The organism is Natronococcus sp. A-GB7 (genome assembly GCF_029688865.1).
GTDB lineage: Archaea > Halobacteriota > Halobacteria > Halobacteriales > Natrialbaceae > Natronococcus.
The window spans coordinates 1-16,534 of the sequence record NZ_JARUKV010000037.1 but is presented as its reverse complement, the minus strand read 5'-3'; the positions used below and the strand labels follow the sequence as shown (position 1 = coordinate 16,534).

Here is a 16,534-nt window from a genome sequence, read left to right as displayed (position 1 = left end):
ACACGATGAAAGGGCCCACCCCCGCGGTGGTCCGATCGGGGCGATTCGACGTGAGATGGACGATTTCGCTACGACGGAGGTTCGACAATGAGTTCAGGAACTGAAAACGCGGACGGGACGGACGACTCGAGTACGGATTCCGGCGGCCACTGTTCGACGCCCGATTCGGACGGCGAGGTAGCCGAGGAGATCGCGATCGTCGCCTTCGAGCGGAAGATGGAGACCGCCGAGGAGATCAAGGACGAACTCGAGGATCGCTACGAGTCGATCGAGATCCTCGAGTATCACGGCGACGTCTTCGCCGACCACTGGGGCGAGTACGACTGCTTCGTCGGGCTGATGGCCTCCGGGATCGCGATGCGCAAGACCGCGGGCCTGCTCGAGGACAAGTGGGACGACCCCGCTATCTGTGTCGTCGACGAGGAGCTGACGTGGGCGATCCCGATCACGGGCGGTCACCACGGCGCCAACCAGGTCGCCCAGGACCTGGCGACGATGGGTGCCGTCCCTGCGATGACCACGGCCAGCGAGGCCGCGGGCAAGCAGGGCGTCGAGTCGAAGGCGAAGGCGATGGACGCCCACGTTGTCAACGGCGACTCGACGGTCAAGACCAACCTCGCCGTGCTCGACGACGAGCTGGGTCCCGTGGCTCGGCTCGAGGGTCCCCGGGCAGTGCTGGTCGGCGACGACGTCACCGTCCTCAAGCGCAACAAAGAGGAGGGCGTCGTCCTCGGCACGGGCAGCGTCTCCGGCGCGAGCGCGGAGTCGTTCCTTGAGGCGTGGGAGGCGGCCCTCGAGCGGACCGACTACGAGCTCTCGGACGTCGAGTTCGTCGCCACCGCGACCCGGAAGGAAGAGGAGGAGGGGCTGCTCGCAGCCGCGCAAGAACTCGACCTCGGGGTCGTGGTCTTCGACAAGGAGACGCTGCTCGAACACGAGGGGCCGACGCCCTCGAAGTCCAAGGAGCTGATCGGCTGGCCGGGCGTCTCCGAGGCCAGTGCCATCGCGGGCGGCGCCGAGCGGGAACTGGTGCTCGAGAAGATCGGCTACGAGAACGAGGTCACGGTGGCGGTCGGTCGATGAGTTCGGACGCCGACGGCGGCGAACTCGGCGCGGCGGCGGACGGTGCGACCGGCGGCACCCCCGACGACCACGGCACCCTCTCGGTGGTCGGCATCGGCCCCGGGCTCCCGGACCACATGACGGTGAAGGCGAAGCGAGTGATCGAGACCGCCGACGTCGTCATCGCCTCGAGTCTCTACCAGGAGTTCCTGCGAGCCGACGGGACGATCCCCTCGGAGGAGCGAACGGACGAGGACGGTATCGCGACTCGAGACGACGGCTTCGAACAGGAGATCGTCCGCTCGACGATGGGACGGCAGATCGAACTCGCCCGCGCGGCGTTCGACTACGTCCGCGAGGGGAAAGACGTCGCCCACGTCTCGGGAGGCGACCCCTCGGTGTACGGCAAGTCGGACCTCATCTTCAAGATGGCCGACGAGGAGGATGCGACCGACGTTCCGATCGAGATCGTCCCCGGAATGACGGCCGCGCTCGGCGGCTCGGCCAACGTCGGCGCGCCGCTGTGTAACGACTTCTGTACCGTCTCGCTGTCGGACAAGTGGCGCGGCTGGGACGAGATCGAGGAGAAACTGCGGGCGGCCGCAGTGTCGGATTTCGTGATCGTGCTGTACAACTGCTGGCGCAACTACGAGAAGGCGGTCGAGATCGTTCGCGAGGAACGGACCGACGACGCCCGCGTCGCGATCGTCAACGACGCCGGCCGCGCCGATGCGGGTCGCAACGGTGAGAGCGAGTTCATCACGACGCTGGGCGAGGCCGCCGACCACGACGACAAGGTCTCGGGGATGGGCACCTCGCTGATCGTCGGCAACCACGAGACCGAGACCTGGAGCAACGACGACCGAACGTACCTCGTCACGCCCCGCGGCGGGCGCGACGTCGAGGACTTCTGATCACAGCTATGAGTACGGATACCAACACCGACGACGAATCGACTTCCAACTGCGGCGCCTCCTCGAGCGATACGAGCGAGACCGCCACCGACGCGGGGACCGCCTCGAGCAGCAACTGCGGCGCCTCGAGCAGTACGGACGACTCGAGCGGCTCGAAGTGTGGCGCGTCGAGTTCCGCCTCGTCCTCGAGTTCGTGCGGCGCCTCGAATGCCGACGACGAGAGCGACTCCCACGAGCAGGAGGTCGGCGCCACCGTCGCGGACTTCGACGCCGAGCCCGGCCAGCTGACGGCCGTCGGGCTCGGCCCCGGCCACGCCGAGGGGATGACCGAACGCGCCAAGGCGGCGCTGCTCGAGGCCGACCACATCGTCGGTTACACCACCTACATCGAACTCATTCCGGACGAGATCACCGAGCAGGCCGACGAGATCTACGACACACCGATGTGCGGCGAAGTGTCCCGCACGGAGGAGTCGATCGATCGCACGCTGGCGGGCAACGACGTCGCCATCGTCGGCAGCGGCGACCCGAACGTCTACGCGCTGGCCGGGCTCGCACTCGAAATCCTCGAGTCCAAGGGCGCGACGGCGTCGATGGTCGAGTTCGACGTCGTTCCGGGCGTTCCGGCGGCCCAGTCCTGTGCGGCCCGGCTGGGCGCTCCCCTCGTCAACGACACCGTCTCGGTCTCGCTGTCGGATCACCTCGTGCCGATGCCCGAGATCGAGTCGCGGCTGCACTCCGTGGCGAGCGAGAACTTCACGATCACGATCTACAACCCCTGGAGCCGCAAGCGCCGGGAGAACTTCCGGAAGTGCTGCGAGATCCTCACCACCCACCGGGACGAGGAGACGCCCGTCGGCATCGTCCACGGCGCCGGCCGCGAGGACGAGCAGGTGCTGATCACCGAACTCGGCGAACTCGAGGAGCTGGGAGAGAGCGAGATTATCGACATGACGACCACGATCCTCGTCGGCACTGAGGACACCTACGTCTGGGACGACCGGATGGTGACGCCGCGGGGCTACGAGACGAAGTACGACTACTAACTACGAGACAATCCAATGTCACGCTACGAGATCACCATCGAGAAGGACGCCTGCGACGGTATCTTCGCCTGCCTGACGCGCGATCCGCGCTTCGTCGAGGGCGAGGACGGCCTCGCGACGATCGATCCCGACGCGGATCCGATCTACGACTGCGAGGGCGACGTGACCGATACCGCCGACCGGGTCGTCGCGACGTTCGACGACGACCGCATCGACGAGGCCCGGCAAGCCGCCGCGGCCTGCCCGACCGACGCCATCGTCGTCGAGGAGGTGGACGGATGAGCGAGTCGGTCGAGCAGGAGGACGCCGCCCTCGAGATCGAAGCTCCCGCGGATCCGCTGGCGGGTCACCCCGCGAGCGCGTACTTCTGGGGCCACGTCGCCGGGAGCGGGGAGGTTTCAGACAGCAACATCGAGGTCACCACTAACGACGAGCGCTCTGCACGGGTGCTCGCGGCCATTGCTGGCGGCGACCTCGAGCACGAGACGACGAGCCGCGAGTACGCCCACGACGCGTCGATCACCCGCACCGAGGACGAGTACACGCTCTCGATCGGGGACGACGGGAAAGGGAGCGGCGAGGACCACGCGGACGGTACCGAGGGACTGCTCGGTCGCAGCGGCGCACTCGGACTTCCCGTCGACGGCCGCGGGAACTACCGGTTCGGCGCGTTCAGCGGGTGCGACCGAGAGCTGCTCAGAGGACTTCTCGAGGGCTGTGGCACGATCTGTTTCAAATCCTCGAGCGGCACCGTCGGGATCTCGTTCGTCCACGACGACCGGGACCTGCTCGAGTTGACCCGGGAGCTGATCGCGGCGTGTCCAGTCGAGGCGTCCGTCGACGATCTCTCGGAGACCTCCTCGGGCGGCTACTGGTTCGGGATCGACGACGACGACGCGCCCGCGTTCGGAGCGTGGCTCTACGAGGACTGTGCGGAGACCGGACTCTACGCACCGAGTCGTCGCCGCAAGCTCGAGCGGAGTCTCGAGCAGGCCGAGGCGTACGACGAGCCGTAACCCACGATCGAGATCCGACCATGACCATCACCGACGAAAGAACACCCACGAGACCGAGATGAGTACGCCAGACGACACCGCGCCTGCGGCGGCGTTCGACGACGAGGCGGTTTTGCTGATCGGTCACGGCTCCCGTCGGGAGAAGTCGAACCAGCAAGTACGGAAGCTGGCCGCCGACCTCGAGTCGCGGCTGGGGATCCCGGTCGACGTCGCGTTTCTCGAACTCGCGGCGCCGTCGATCGACGAGGCGTTCGCGGAGCTCGCGACGCTCGTGTCGCGGGTGACGGTCGTCCACTGCTCGCTGTTTGCCGCGAGTCACGTCAAAAACGACGTGCCGCTGGCGATCGAGCGGGCGCGGGCGGCACACGCCCTCGAGATCGACAACGGGTCACATCTGGGCATCCACCCGGCGATACTCGACCTGCTCGACGATCGGGCTCGTGCGGTCGAGGCCGAACTGGACGTCGACCGAACGGCGGACGACGTCGCCGTCGTCCTCTGTGGTCGGGGCTCGAGCGACCCCGACGCGAACGGCGACGTCCACAAGCTCGCCCGGCTGCTGTACGAGGGGCGGACGTTCGACCGTGCCGAAGCGACGTTCGTCGGCGTCACCGAACCCACGCTCGAGGACACGCTGCACGGGCTCTCGAAGCACCGTCCGGATGCGGTCGTCGTCCTGCCGTACATGCTCGGAGACGGCGTTCTCACGCAGCGCGTTCGGGACTGGACGAGCGAGTTCGACGACCAGTACCCGTACGTCGACGCGCTCGCCGGCGATCCCCTCGGAACGGACTCCCGGCTGCTCGACGTCCTCGCCGACCGCTGGCAGGAGGGGCGCACCGACAGCGTCGAGATGTCCTGTGACACGTGCAAGTACAAGGTCGATCTCGAGGGGTACGAGGAGGACGTCGGCGGCGCGCGAGCCATGCTGCGCGCGCTGGCCCACCAGGAGGCACACGCCGATCGGGACGACGTCGACGACGAGCCCCACAGCCACGACGCGCCGGAAAAACACGTCGCGGTCTGTACGAACCGGACCTGTGCCGACATGGGGTCGTCCGCGGTGCTCGAACGCATCCGCCAGGAGGCTCGCGACGCCGAGCACTGCGACGTCCGCATCACCCGCTCGTCGTGTCTGGGTCGCTGCGGCGACGGGCCGATGGTCGCGGTCTACCCCGACGGGATCTGGTACGGCGACGTCGCGGCCGAAGACGCCGACCGGATCGTTTCCGACCATCTGGAGCGAGACCGTCTCGTCAGTGATCTCGTCGATCAGACCCTGTAGAACAACCTGACGCGCAGCCCGCTCGAAACGAACGACACCGACACACTACACACGAAAATCCATATGAGCTGTCACGAAATCGAAGCGCTTCGACTCGGACTGATGACCGTCCTCGGCGTCGAGGACGAGCACGCCCGCGACCACGCGGAGAAGGAACTCGAGGGCCATCTCGAGGGTCCCATCGAGGGGCTCGCCGAAGCGAAGAGCCTCGCGGAGATCGAACGCCACCTCGACGCCGCGCTCGTCGACCTCGAGGAGACCGTCGCGTCGATGGACGCCGACGATCCGGAGTACAATTACACCCGCGGTCGACTACTGGCCGTTCGCGACGCCGAGCGCGCCGTCCGTCGGCTACGAGCCCAGGGGGAGAGCGTCGTCGACGGGCTCGGTGACGCACACGATCTGCTCCACGAGACGTTCCCGACCGAGGGCTGAAGGAGACAGCCGGACGCACGAATCGACTCGGGCATGTTTCGCCCGGAAGCCGACGGCTGTGGACGCACTCGAGCGGCGAACCGATTCTCACGTTCCGGGCGTTTCCGGACGCTCCTCTCGCTACGAGCGCGACTGCTGGGCCGCGTCGACGAACGTGGTGTTGATACTCCCGGGAGTCGTCCTGTTCTCGTCTCGAGCTACGCCATGTAACTCATACAATAATCTTAGACGTCCATCTTAGCTAAGAGTCTTATCTAAGATTGGATTGGCGGGCAGAGTGGCCAGGTGGGTGGCTACAAAAAGAGCAACCGGAACCGAGACCAGCACAGCAGTGTGGTCGTGGAACTGGATCGAGTTCACGCGATGAAATTCCCGTCTTCCGACCGGGAAGACGGTGTCATTCAGATGTAGATTGATCCAGTGTTTCCAGAAACGAAATCAGCATTTCGTTGAACTCCGTCGGTGCATCGTGGTTTGCAATGTGTCCTGCATCTGGCACTGTCGTGTACACGCTGTTGGGGAGTCGTTCGCTCCACTCTTTTGCTTTTTTCCGGAGCGGGAAGTACTCGTGTTCACCGACCACGACTAATTGAGGAACGTCGGTGAGTTCGGGGATCCCTTCCTCGATATCTTCGAGGAGTCCTCGTTCGAGAGAGACCATGTTCTCTTTTCCAGTACGTGCACTCGTCTGTTTCACGTACTGTCTGGCCTCGGGAGTGCGAGCCACCAACCGACCAAACACGTCGTACAGCGCTCGTTCGGGCATGAACTTCAGTGCCCTCGCGTGCAACCCCATCAGTTCGATCATGGGTCTGGAAAATCCCTCATGTAATGGGAAGCCCCCAACGTGAACAAGTGCTCGAACGCGGTCGGGGTAGTGGGAGGCAATATACTGGCTCAACAAACTCCCCATCGACTGACCCACCAGAACGGCTCGGTCGATCCCTTCGTCGTCCAGTGCGTCAAGCAATCGCCGAGAGGCGACGTCGAATCGTACCGGATCACTCGATTCCGCAGATTTGCCACACCCGGGAAGGTTCCACGAGAGTACTCGATACGACTCCGACAGCGTAGCGACCTGTTCTCGCCACGTCTCGCGGTCGAGGGCGAATCCGTGGGTGAACACTACCGCGGTCGCGTCTTCAGGCCCGACCACCTCATACTGGACACCCCTTGACTCGCGTTCGGCCGCGGAATCAGCGCTTGCTCTCGAGCGCAAGTGTCGGAAAGCGAGTGCGAGCGTCCCAACCCCGAGTGCAGGAGCGACGAGGCCACCCCAGTTCATCGAAATGTCCCGTTTTCCGTCGGGATACGGTGGTGTGTCGGGATCGTAGTACGGAGCTAACCGATCGATCGCGTCCGTATCTACATCCGACTGGTCGATAATTACGCACAACTCGTCGAACAGGTACGTCATTTCGTCTCGGCCGTCACGGGCGTGCCCTTCGACCGAAACCTTCGCGTACTCGTTTCGCATGAGCCAGCCGATGGCCCAGACGCAGATCGGCTCCGGGACGTACTCGAAGCCCCTGACGACCGGCGGACTGGGTGAATACCCTGCGTCACGTAACCCTCGAAGCGCTTCCTTCGTCGCACGAACCGAAAGCACCAGCAGGTCTCTGGTTTCACCTAGTTGTTTCATACTCGTCTCAGCGGCATACAGCGCGGGGACGAGGCCGGACATAAGCAACGCGACGTGGTATTTCAGCCACTCGTCCATGTCCGTCCGAATTTCGACATCGTACCCTCGCATGTCCGCGAGCACTGCGGCTACTTCTCGAGTTCTGGAACGAATCGTCCCGTCGACCTCCCCGATCGGAACGGTGTAGCTTTCGTCCTCGTTGATCGGGAGCACACGCACGACGTGTCCGTCGCGTTTTCCACCGGGGTACGGAAAGCCCAGCATCACGCGCTCGCTTCCGAGCGCCCGAACCATTTCACCAGGGCCACTCACGTTGTTCCCCATGAAGAGGAACGTCGGGACGTGCTCGTTTTCCGCCAGCGTATCGAGGATCTGTACCGCTTGCTGTTCTCCCATGACGACCAGGACGAGATCGTAGTCGTCGTCGGGCTCGAACGACGCTACCACGTCGACGTGAGCGACTTCCGCCTCGTCAGTGCCTTCCTCGTGGATGACGACTCCGTGTTCTTTCAGCTGCTCGAGTCGCTGTCCCCTGGCGAGCAGCGAGACGTCGTGTCCCGCCTCGTGGAGTCGTGCGGCTTTCAGACTGCCTAGGGGCCCTGCACCGAACATCAGAACGTTCATTTCGGCAAACTGCAACCGTCGTAACTCGCTTGATCGTACCGGTCTACGTGGAATTTGAGTTGCCGAACTCGACAAGATCCGGGTCCAGTCGTGGAGCTCATGGGTGAGTAGCAGCAAATGCTCTGCACTTACATAGGCTTCTTTGCTGCGCTTATGAAAGACGACGATTGGTTCCAGGTACGCATAGCGACAATTGCGATCGGAAACGAAGAGAAATTTATACACAGAGCAGGCACAGTACCACGGTCGTCAGACCGTAGAAGACGTCGGTCCGAACGTCATTCCTCGACTGAACTGTCGTACATCTCTCCAAACGCCTGTTCGCCGCGGATCAGTTCGTCTACACCTTCCGTAAGCGTGACCGCTCCGAAGACCGTCGCTCGATAGTACGTGTACAACCCGTCCTGTCCTCGTTCGGTGCGCTGTCGCTTCTCAACGAGACTCACATCGAGAAGTTTGTTGAGGTGGTAGTGAAGGGTACTGTCGTCGACCTGCATTGCCTCCTCGAGTTCCTTGGGACTCATCTCTCCACCGTGAACGAGTCGGTAAAGGATCTCGTATCGGGTTCGGTGTCCGACGGCAGCATGCATCTCGAGGTACTCATCCAGAGAAAGGATGCTATCGTTGGGCAACAGCTCTTCCGGATCATCCGGGACCTCCCCATTAGCAGCGTGAGAGTTCGTAGCCATCTTGCTTCGAAAGACGAGCGGAAGGCTCTTAGTCGTTGTCAAGCCAGCACTTCTCGAAAACACTCTCTTTTATATACTGTGGAGAAGAGCAAACTCCATGGAAATTACACGAAACCGAATCGCCGATCGGCTGGGAGACGTCAAATACGATCGGTTCCTGTTTTATCTGATGGGTCCGTACAAGTCGTTCAATCTCAACTACGTCCTGAGCGAGGAGGAACGCCGAGAGATCGATACCGACGACCTTCCTGGTCCGCTTCGGAAGCTCTTCCAAAATAAAGCCGACATTGACGAGGCACAGGCACTCCTACGACGAGTACAAGGGGAGCTTCGGACTACGCCCGGAGTAAACGCGTTTCTGGCTCTCGACGTTGATATCGATACGAACGATGTGGATGCAGTGACCCAGAGTATCGAGTACACGCGGTGTAGCAATGCCACCGCGTTCGTCGTTCCCTTTCTTGGACACAATTTCGGTATCGGCGAGGAAGCTGGAAGCGTTCTTACCACTCTCGCAGAAACCCACGGTGACCGGCTTGTCTTCGTCCACGAAGACAACGTAACGAGTGCGATGATTCGGTCGGCGAAAGTACGGTGGGATCTGCGGATCGAAACGTACGACACCGAAGCTGAACTCACCGATACCCTCCGGCGATTCGTAGGCGAAATTATGCAGCGTGAGCACCGCGGTAGTCTCGATCACTTGCGGTGAGTACTACATAATCAGATACTGTGAGCCAGCGCATCGACCATCCTCACGTCGCGTGCTGGAGGATCACTCATTGCTCGAGAGGGCTATGGCGACTACCTCGGACAGACTAGCCGACACCGACCCGGAAAATGCTCGAGGGCAGACGGATCGAGGGGGTCGGCATCGACCACGACGACCTCGTCTTGGGTTTTCGGCGAATCAGGGACAATCAGAAGCGAGCCACCGCTCTCGTCGTTCTGGATGAGGAGTTCATCACCCTTCTCTGCGCCGTGTTCTCGGGCCCAATCCGCCGGAAGGGTGACAGCCAGCGTCGACGACCCCAGTTGCTGAATCTTGCGTTTCATCCGAATGTCGTCAGCAACCATCCTGGATTACTGACTCCTCGCCTGGGATCGCGGTCGAACTGTTCCAGTCGTCGAAACCATATGTCAATCTCTTCTACTCTGGATCCATATACGTTGATTGGTTCCGGTATCTTCTCTATTACGTCGTAAGATGACCCATACGTGCAGTCATTTCGATCTCCTGGACCGTCTCGTCGCACCTCAACTCCCTGGAACAAAACCGTGTAGGTCCTGTACCGTCGAGGCCGATCCAGCATCCGAGCCGGTCTATTTGTACGATGCTACCGCCGTCCGATTCGGCGACTCGCTGCCGTCCTGCCGTATCGAGGTCGACCGATGACGGTCGGGCTGTTCGAAAAGTACGTCCGGGGACAGGTCTTCTCCCGGCAGTCAGCCTCCGAGTGGAATCTCGATGACGGTGTCCTGCTCCATCCCAGCCCGAACTGGTCGGTCGGCTCACAGCTCCGCGAATCCACCTTTCTCGGTCGGTGCTGCTTCCCGCGGATTGATCGTCTATCCACCCAATGGGGTGGTATGTCGAACGCAATCGACTGCGCCTACGAACTCGGGTTTCGAACGGTCGACACCGAGTACGCCAACCGACGGCTGCCGATCGATGGCACCGTTCCACCGTGGCTCTCAGGGGCATTGATCCGGAACGGACCGGGACGGTTCGAGTTCGGCGGCGAGCGTGCGACCCACTGGTTCGACGGCCTAGCGATGCTCCGCCGCTACGGGTTCGCGGACGGCACCGTTTCGTATACGAACCGGTTCCTGCGGACCGACGCGTACGCGGCCGCCGACTCCGGCCACGGCGCCACGGAGTTCGCAACCGGTGGCGATTCGCTCCGCCGGACCCTGCGGTGGCTCCGGTCGCTCGGACCGCCCGAATCGACGGACAACGCGAACGTCCACGTTGCCCGACTCGGCGAGCACTTCGTCGCGCTCACCGAGGTACCGCGACGGATCGCGTTCGACCCAGTAACGCTCGAGACCCGCGGCGAGTTTCGCTGGCGCGACGACGTTCCGGAGCATCTGGCGACAGCCCACCTCCGGGTCGATCCCGATCGCGAGGAAACGATCGGCTACAGTACGGAGTTCGGACGCTTCCCAAAGTATCACTTCTACCGGATCCCGTCCGGTCGTGCCGGCCGAACCCACGTCGCTACCGTTCCGGCCGCCGGCCCCGGGTACGTCCACGACTGTTCGATCACCGACTCGCATATTATCATCGTGGAAACGCCGCTCCGGATCGCGATAGCGAAGGCACTGGCCCCGTGGAAGAAAGGATTCCTCGATCTTCTCGAGTACGACGAAGGGGCCCCAAGCAGGTTTATCGTCGTCGATCGGGACGCCGAAACGCTCGTCGGGACGCTGGAAACGTCGCCGTTCTTTACGTTTCACCACGTCAACGCCTACGAAGATGACGACGAGCTAGTGCTCGACCTCGTTGCGTTCGACGACGACGAGATCGTCCGGGCGCTCGCATTCGATGCGCTTTCGCAGGGCGGCTTCGCCGCGGCTCCCGACGGTCAGTTCGTTCGATTTCGACTCCGTCCCGATGAGGGACGCGTCCGACGCTTCGAGCGGTACGACGGCGGGATGGAGCTCCCAACGGTTCCGAAGCCGGTTCGGGGCCGACGGTATCGGTACGCGTACGCACAGGCGACCGACAGGAAAGGCGCAAACGGACTGGTCAAACTCGACGTCGAACGGGGAACCGCGACGGAATGGTGGGAACGGGGCGTCTACGTCGAAGAGCCGCGGATGGTTCACCGCCCCGGCGGGACCGCTGAGGACGATGGCGTCGTGGTCGCGACGGCACTAGACACCCGACGGGAGCGATCGATGCTGCTCGTGTTCGATGCGGAAACGTTAGTCGAGAGAGCGCGTGCACCCCTCCCACATGCCGTTCCGTTCGGCTTCCACGGTCGGTTCTTTCCGGAGCTGTGAGACAGGCCCGATCGAACGAGGACGCCCCCGTTCTCGAGCGATCCGAGTCGCCGACGACGACTTATTTGTGGGAGACGACCTTCTGTTGTGGGAAGCACCCGAACGATTCGGTCAACTGCCGGTTGAAGATCGGAGAACGGCTGCTCAGGCGCGAAGCGTACCTAGAGCGTAGCGGAGTTCATCGGGTCGGGGCTCTCGGTGTTCGCCTTCGCAGGCGAGTTACTGGGGTGCTCGAGCGGTGACATAGGGTGAGCCGACCAGTACGCAGGGAACGAGACAATCTCTCGAGTCGGTTGCAGATCCTCGGACTGCAAGGTTCGCATCACAGCCATGCGTAGGCTGTTCGATCGACCGTCGAACGGAAATGTGGACTGCGGATTTGGGAGCGTCGTCAGCGACCGCTGGTGGCGTCTCGAACGCTCCCTCGGCTTGGGACGGATCGGCCGCTACACGATCAACTGACGCCGTGTCCGTCCCGAATACACGCTTGCTCGTCCTTCGACACCGGTACTCCCCCGATAGTACGACCGTTACAATTCCTTCTATTTGAGTGGTTAACTAACCATCTTACATTGTAAATGAAACGTTCGAAAAGCGTTCAACAGGCAGAACGGTTATTTCCCTCTTGCTCCTTCGTTCATCCCGATGGATTACTCGAGCAGGTTCTCTTCTAGTCTTGACGGAAGGAGGCTTGTGCTAATCCTCGGCTCGCTCTACATCCTCATTGCGATCGGACGGGCAGCCGTACACGCAATGTCGGGGACGCCACTCATCCCAATTTTCGTGATAACCATTTTTATCGGTGGCTCAGGTCTTGTCCTCCTGGTAGGTGGCTATCGGCTACCAGTGACGGAAGTTCATCCTCGGTTCTATTCGACCATCGCAAAATGGTGCTTCGTGGGTATCGGAACGATGTTCGTATTCCTCACACTCTATCACGTTCAGCCCGATACCAGTATCGTAGAACCAAATCGGTTGGTTCCTATCCTTACGGGATTCAGTGCCGTTGCTGGATTCGGCATCGGAACGAACGCTGCGAAAGCGAAAACGAACGCTTTCGAACTCGAACGTCAAAACCGCAAACTGAAACAGATACAAGACCAACTCGAAGAGTCGAACAAGCGCCTCGAGAAGTCGAATAAGCGTCTCGAGCAGTTTGCATATGCTGCATCTCACGACCTTCAGGAGCCACTCCGAATGGTTTCGAGTTACTTACAGCTCATCGAGAGGCGGTATAGCGACGAGTTCGACGAGGATGGTAGAGAGTTTCTCGAGTACGCAATCAGTGGATCGGAGCGCATGAGTTCGATGATCGAGGGATTACTCAAATACTCGCGGGTAGATACGCGAGGCAAACCACTCGAGCCGGTTGATCTCGATACGGTACTTTCTGAGAGCCTGCAAGATCTCGAACTACAAATTGAGGAAAGCAACGCGACGATCGAGGCTGTGGCGCTACCGCGCGTCAAAGGGGATGCAAACCAGCTACACCAGCTCTTCCAAAACCTCATCTCGAACGGGATCGAGTACAGCGGCAACGAACCGCCGCAAATCGATATTTCCGCTGAGCGAAACGGTGAGGAGTGGATCATTTCGGTCCACGACAGGGGGATTGGGATCGATTCGGACGCTCAAGACCAGATCTTCGAGGTGTTTCAGCGACTTCATAGCCACGAAGAACACGTCGGAAGCGGGATCGGACTTGCACTCTGTCGACGTATCGTCGAACGCCACGGCGGCAAGATCTGGGTCGAATCCGAACCGGGGGAAGGATCGACGTTTGTGTTTACACTGCCAGCGGTAACTAACAGGAAGGCCACACGGAACAGTCCGCCATCGGCCTGAGAAGCCAACCGAACCGATCACAAGGGTCGATCGAGCCCCTCCACGGAAGCTTCGCTCACACAACGATTCGACCTCGATCCCGGTCGGATACCTCCGTCGAGAGTCGGCCGAGTCGGTCCTGTGCAGCTTCGTCCGAGATTACGACCTCGAGAGGTACTTCGCTTCACAAATCTCCCTTTCCGATCGAAGCCTCGAGAACTGTCCCTCCATGCTGGCACTCCTCTAGCAGCCGCGTTACAGAAACGCCAAGCTGATCCACGGTCCCGCCGTCAGTCGTCACTCCGATATTGCCGTGGACACCAGTCCGGTAGCCGTTGTCTATTCATCGGCACAGTCCTCGAAGACCCTCCCCGTGCGGATGACCGTACTGAGAGTTAGTCGAGGTGGTCTCGACTTCCAAGACGACTGTTTAGCGATAGCAGTTCGATCGGTTGTCCTTTCGGTGCGTTCATCGACACGGTGGAACGCTCTCACTGGATCGGTGAGTTTCTCCAACGAACGTGGCAGGAACGACCGGATCAGACTACCGCTCGCGTTAGACGAGACTGATGTTGAGTTACATTCGGTCGAACAGCGCCTCGTCGAATCTCCGACTATAATGCCGATTCTATCGTTAATCGGCTCTGAAATCTTCAGGAAAGCCTTCTTATTCAATTTGGGGCCGTTATTTTCCACATTCGTCCACAAGGTCCAACTATGGACTCCCAAACGGCGCTCAACCTACTGGCGAACGCGGATCGTCAACATATCGTCGAGGAACTCCTCGAAAATGGTGGGCGGTCTAACGTAGGGGTTCTCTCCCAGCAGTTGGCTGCTCGTCGACGAAACAATGCAGACGAACTGCAGCAGGAGCAGGCGAGACTCGAGTTGCATCACAATCATCTCCCCCGCCTCGCAGATCACGGTGTAATCGAATACGACCAGCGAACTGGAGCCATCGTTCTGAGAGAGGTCACCGAACTCGAGCCGTATCTGAACGAGATAACCCGAAAGCGTACTGTTCCGCTCGACCACCACGCCGACAGGGCGTGAGGATGTCCCTCGAGTGTGATTCCCGCATACCGGTTTTCGAGTAGTAGACACGATCGGCTGATCTCTTGTATGCAAACAGAGGAGCCAAACACGGGTGAGTTATCCTCGCTTAGTTGAGGAGGTCCTTATATAGCGTATCCGAAGGGGCTCTCTATCGGCAGCCGTCCTCGCTATCGGTTCCTGCAGTCTACCACCAGTCCGGTCGGTCGGCTCCGCTCGAGATTGAAACAGGGCCCGCCCTTTACCCTCGGTCGATATTGTGTATTGCCCGGACGAGTCGTCCGAATCAACGTGAACCCTGAAGGCTATAAATTCGAGAACTGATACGAGTCTTTATCCCCCATCTATTATAATAGTTGTACATGTCAATTCTCAGGGGACGGTCGGCTCGCGAACTCGCAACCACAGTGCGTGACGGAACGCTGTCCTCTCTGGAACTCGTTGAGACGGTGCTGGAACGAATCGAGGCAACTGCGGAGTTAAACGCGTTCATTACGGTCATCGGGGACTCGGCTCGTAAGCGTGCTCGTGAGGCCGACCGGGCGGCCGATCGCAACGAGGACCTCGGTCCGCTTCACGGCGTCCCGGTTGCCATCAAGGATCTCCGGAGCCGGAAAGCCGGTGTTCGAAATACGATGGGACTCGCACCGCTGGCCGACAACGTCGCCGAGGAGGATTCCATCGTGGTCGAACGGTTGGAGGCTGCTGGTGCAATTATCGTCGGTACCACCAACACACCAGCCCTCGGCCATACTATCAAGACGGAGAACCGCGTCGCCGGCGCCACACCGACACCGTTCGACCACGACCGATCCGCTGGAGGATCCTCCGGCGGATCGGCGGCTGCACTCGCGGCAGGCGCAGTACAACTCGCAACCGGGTCAGATATCGGCGGGTCGCTCCGCGTGCCCGCCGCCTGCTGTAACGTCATCGGCCTCAAGCCGACGTTCGGACTCGTTCCCGAACGCGCCCCGAGTGACGGTTTTAGTACGCATTCGCCGTTTTTCGTCAGCGGTCCGATGGCCCGGACTGCCGAGGACGTCGCCGTGTTCCTCGATGTCCTCGTGGGTCAGGACAGCCGAGACCCGTTCAGCGTGCCCCGCCGGAAGACGGACTACGTGAAGGCGACTGATCGGCCGACGGATGACCTCGCGGTGGCATACAGCCCGAACCTGGATCTCCAACCGGTCGCACCGGCGGTGCGTGAGACGGTCGGCGACGTCGTTGCTGACCTCGCGACTGCTGGCGCAACCGTCGATACCGTGGACGTGTCACTCCCACCGTACGAAGAACTGTCGATGGCGTACGTCGAGCAGGTTGGCGTCTTTTTCAGCTCGTTCGCCCAGCAACTCGCGGAACAGTACGAGATCAACTTCGAGACGGCGGACGTCGAGGAGACCGTCCGCTCGACTATCGCACTCGGAACGGAAACCGATGCTACCGCTGAGCGACTGCAGAACGTCCCTCGGACTGCCGCGTACGACGGCATCGAAAACGCCCTCGCAGACTACGATGTCCTCGTGACACCGACGCTTACTACCCCACCATACGGCAAACACCTTGCCGATGGCTACCCGACAGAGATCGACGGACAGTCGGTGATGGGTGTTCCGACCGACGCGATGCTGACGTGGGTGTTCAACCTGACGGGCCATCCTGCGGCGTCGGTGCCTGCCGGCCTCACCGATGATGGCCTTCCCGTCGGACTGCAAATCGTTGGGGGACGGTTTGCTGAAACCGACATACTGAATGTCGCTGCAGCGATTGAACGAGTCCGGCCGTGGACGGATCACTATCCTGGTGTCTAATCACCCGTAACACCGCTACTCTTCGTTGTCTTCTGCAGATATATGGCAGATATGTTCGTGTCTTTAACCGTAGGCTTCCTTCTTGTATCTCCGTGGACCGTGCCGGATAGTACGATTAGTTTTCAAA

Annotated in this window: 15 protein-coding genes and 1 pseudogene; 12 read left to right on the top strand and 4 right to left on the bottom strand. The window is 61.1% G+C overall.

From position 1 onward, the window contains the following. The first annotated feature begins 87 nt into the window (after positions 1–87). From cbiG to QA609_RS22315, 7 genes are all read left to right on the top strand, one after another. The gene (cbiG, locus tag QA609_RS22345) at positions 88–1,083 is read left to right on the top strand and encodes a cobalt-precorrin 5A hydrolase (protein ID WP_278304836.1); all 996 of its coding nucleotides are present in this window, start codon (positions 88–90) and stop codon (positions 1,081–1,083) included. Continuing rightward, positions 1,080–1,976 carry an SAM-dependent methyltransferase gene (locus QA609_RS22340; RefSeq protein WP_278304835.1) on the top strand — a complete coding sequence of 299 codons (897 nt, stop codon included), beginning with the start codon at positions 1,080–1,082 and terminating at the stop codon, positions 1,974–1,976. Before cbiG ends, QA609_RS22340 begins: the two co-directional genes overlap by 4 nt. Before the next feature lie 8 nt (positions 1,977–1,984). Beyond that, positions 1,985–3,022, top strand: a complete 1,038-nt coding sequence (gene cobJ / locus QA609_RS22335) for a precorrin-3B C(17)-methyltransferase (protein ID WP_278304834.1) — start codon at positions 1,985–1,987, stop codon at positions 3,020–3,022. Between the two features lie 15 nt (positions 3,023–3,037). Further along, on the top strand, positions 3,038–3,304 hold the full coding sequence (locus QA609_RS22330; RefSeq protein ID WP_278304833.1) for a ferredoxin: 267 nt from the start codon (positions 3,038–3,040) through the stop codon (positions 3,302–3,304). Next, positions 3,301–4,038, top strand: a complete 738-nt coding sequence (locus QA609_RS22325) for a cobalamin biosynthesis protein (RefSeq protein ID WP_278304832.1) — start codon at positions 3,301–3,303, stop codon at positions 4,036–4,038. Before QA609_RS22330 ends, QA609_RS22325 begins: the two co-directional genes overlap by 4 nt. Before the next feature lie 58 nt (positions 4,039–4,096). Next, positions 4,097–5,323, top strand: a complete 1,227-nt coding sequence (locus QA609_RS22320; protein WP_278304831.1) for a CbiX/SirB N-terminal domain-containing protein — start codon at positions 4,097–4,099, stop codon at positions 5,321–5,323. A 63-nt stretch (positions 5,324–5,386) separates the two neighbouring features. Beyond that, on the top strand, positions 5,387–5,758 hold the full coding sequence (locus tag QA609_RS22315; RefSeq protein WP_278304830.1) for a DUF3209 family protein: 372 nt from the start codon (positions 5,387–5,389) through the stop codon (positions 5,756–5,758). 397 nt (positions 5,759–6,155) lie between these two features. Here the strand turns inward: QA609_RS22315 and QA609_RS22310 are convergent, their stop codons facing one another. The 3 genes and pseudogenes from QA609_RS22310 to QA609_RS22300 form a co-directional block, all read right to left on the bottom strand. Further along, complete coding sequence (locus tag QA609_RS22310; RefSeq protein ID WP_278304855.1) at positions 6,156–7,478, bottom strand: alpha/beta hydrolase; 1,323 nt, start codon at positions 7,476–7,478, stop codon at positions 6,156–6,158. Between the two features lie 207 nt (positions 7,479–7,685). Beyond that, positions 7,686–8,012: pseudogene (locus QA609_RS22305) on the bottom strand (2-dehydropantoate 2-reductase N-terminal domain-containing protein); the annotation flags it as partial. A gap of 290 nt (positions 8,013–8,302) precedes the next feature. After that, the gene (locus QA609_RS22300; RefSeq protein WP_278304829.1) at positions 8,303–8,713 is read right to left on the bottom strand and encodes a winged helix-turn-helix domain-containing protein; all 411 of its coding nucleotides are present in this window, start codon (positions 8,711–8,713) and stop codon (positions 8,303–8,305) included. Between the two features lie 97 nt (positions 8,714–8,810). Between QA609_RS22300 and QA609_RS22295 the strand changes: the two genes are divergently transcribed. After that, entirely contained in the window at positions 8,811–9,425 is a 615-nt protein-coding gene (locus QA609_RS22295) for a hypothetical protein (RefSeq protein WP_278304828.1), read from the top strand. A 92-nt stretch (positions 9,426–9,517) separates the two neighbouring features. Here QA609_RS22295 and QA609_RS22290 read toward each other — a convergent pair whose 3' ends face one another. Next, the gene (locus QA609_RS22290) at positions 9,518–9,790 is read right to left on the bottom strand and encodes an AbrB/MazE/SpoVT family DNA-binding domain-containing protein (protein WP_278304827.1); all 273 of its coding nucleotides are present in this window, start codon (positions 9,788–9,790) and stop codon (positions 9,518–9,520) included. A gap of 513 nt (positions 9,791–10,303) precedes the next feature. On the opposite strand from QA609_RS22290, the gene QA609_RS22285 reads away from it, so the two are divergent. The 4 genes from QA609_RS22285 (at position 10,304) to QA609_RS22270 (ending at position 16,407) form a co-directional block, all read left to right on the top strand. Next, positions 10,304–11,722: a carotenoid oxygenase family protein gene (locus tag QA609_RS22285; protein ID WP_278304826.1), complete on the top strand. Its 1,419-nt coding sequence runs from the start codon at positions 10,304–10,306 to the stop codon at positions 11,720–11,722. 645 nt (positions 11,723–12,367) lie between these two features. Next, complete coding sequence (locus tag QA609_RS22280) at positions 12,368–13,567, top strand: ATP-binding protein (protein ID WP_278304825.1); 1,200 nt, start codon at positions 12,368–12,370, stop codon at positions 13,565–13,567. Between the two features lie 696 nt (positions 13,568–14,263). After that, entirely contained in the window at positions 14,264–14,599 is a 336-nt protein-coding gene (locus QA609_RS22275) for a hypothetical protein (RefSeq protein ID WP_278304824.1), read from the top strand. Positions 14,600–14,961: 362 nt separating this feature from the next. Next, the gene (locus QA609_RS22270) at positions 14,962–16,407 is read left to right on the top strand and encodes an amidase (protein ID WP_278304823.1); all 1,446 of its coding nucleotides are present in this window, start codon (positions 14,962–14,964) and stop codon (positions 16,405–16,407) included. Positions 16,408–16,534: the final 127 nt, after the last annotated feature.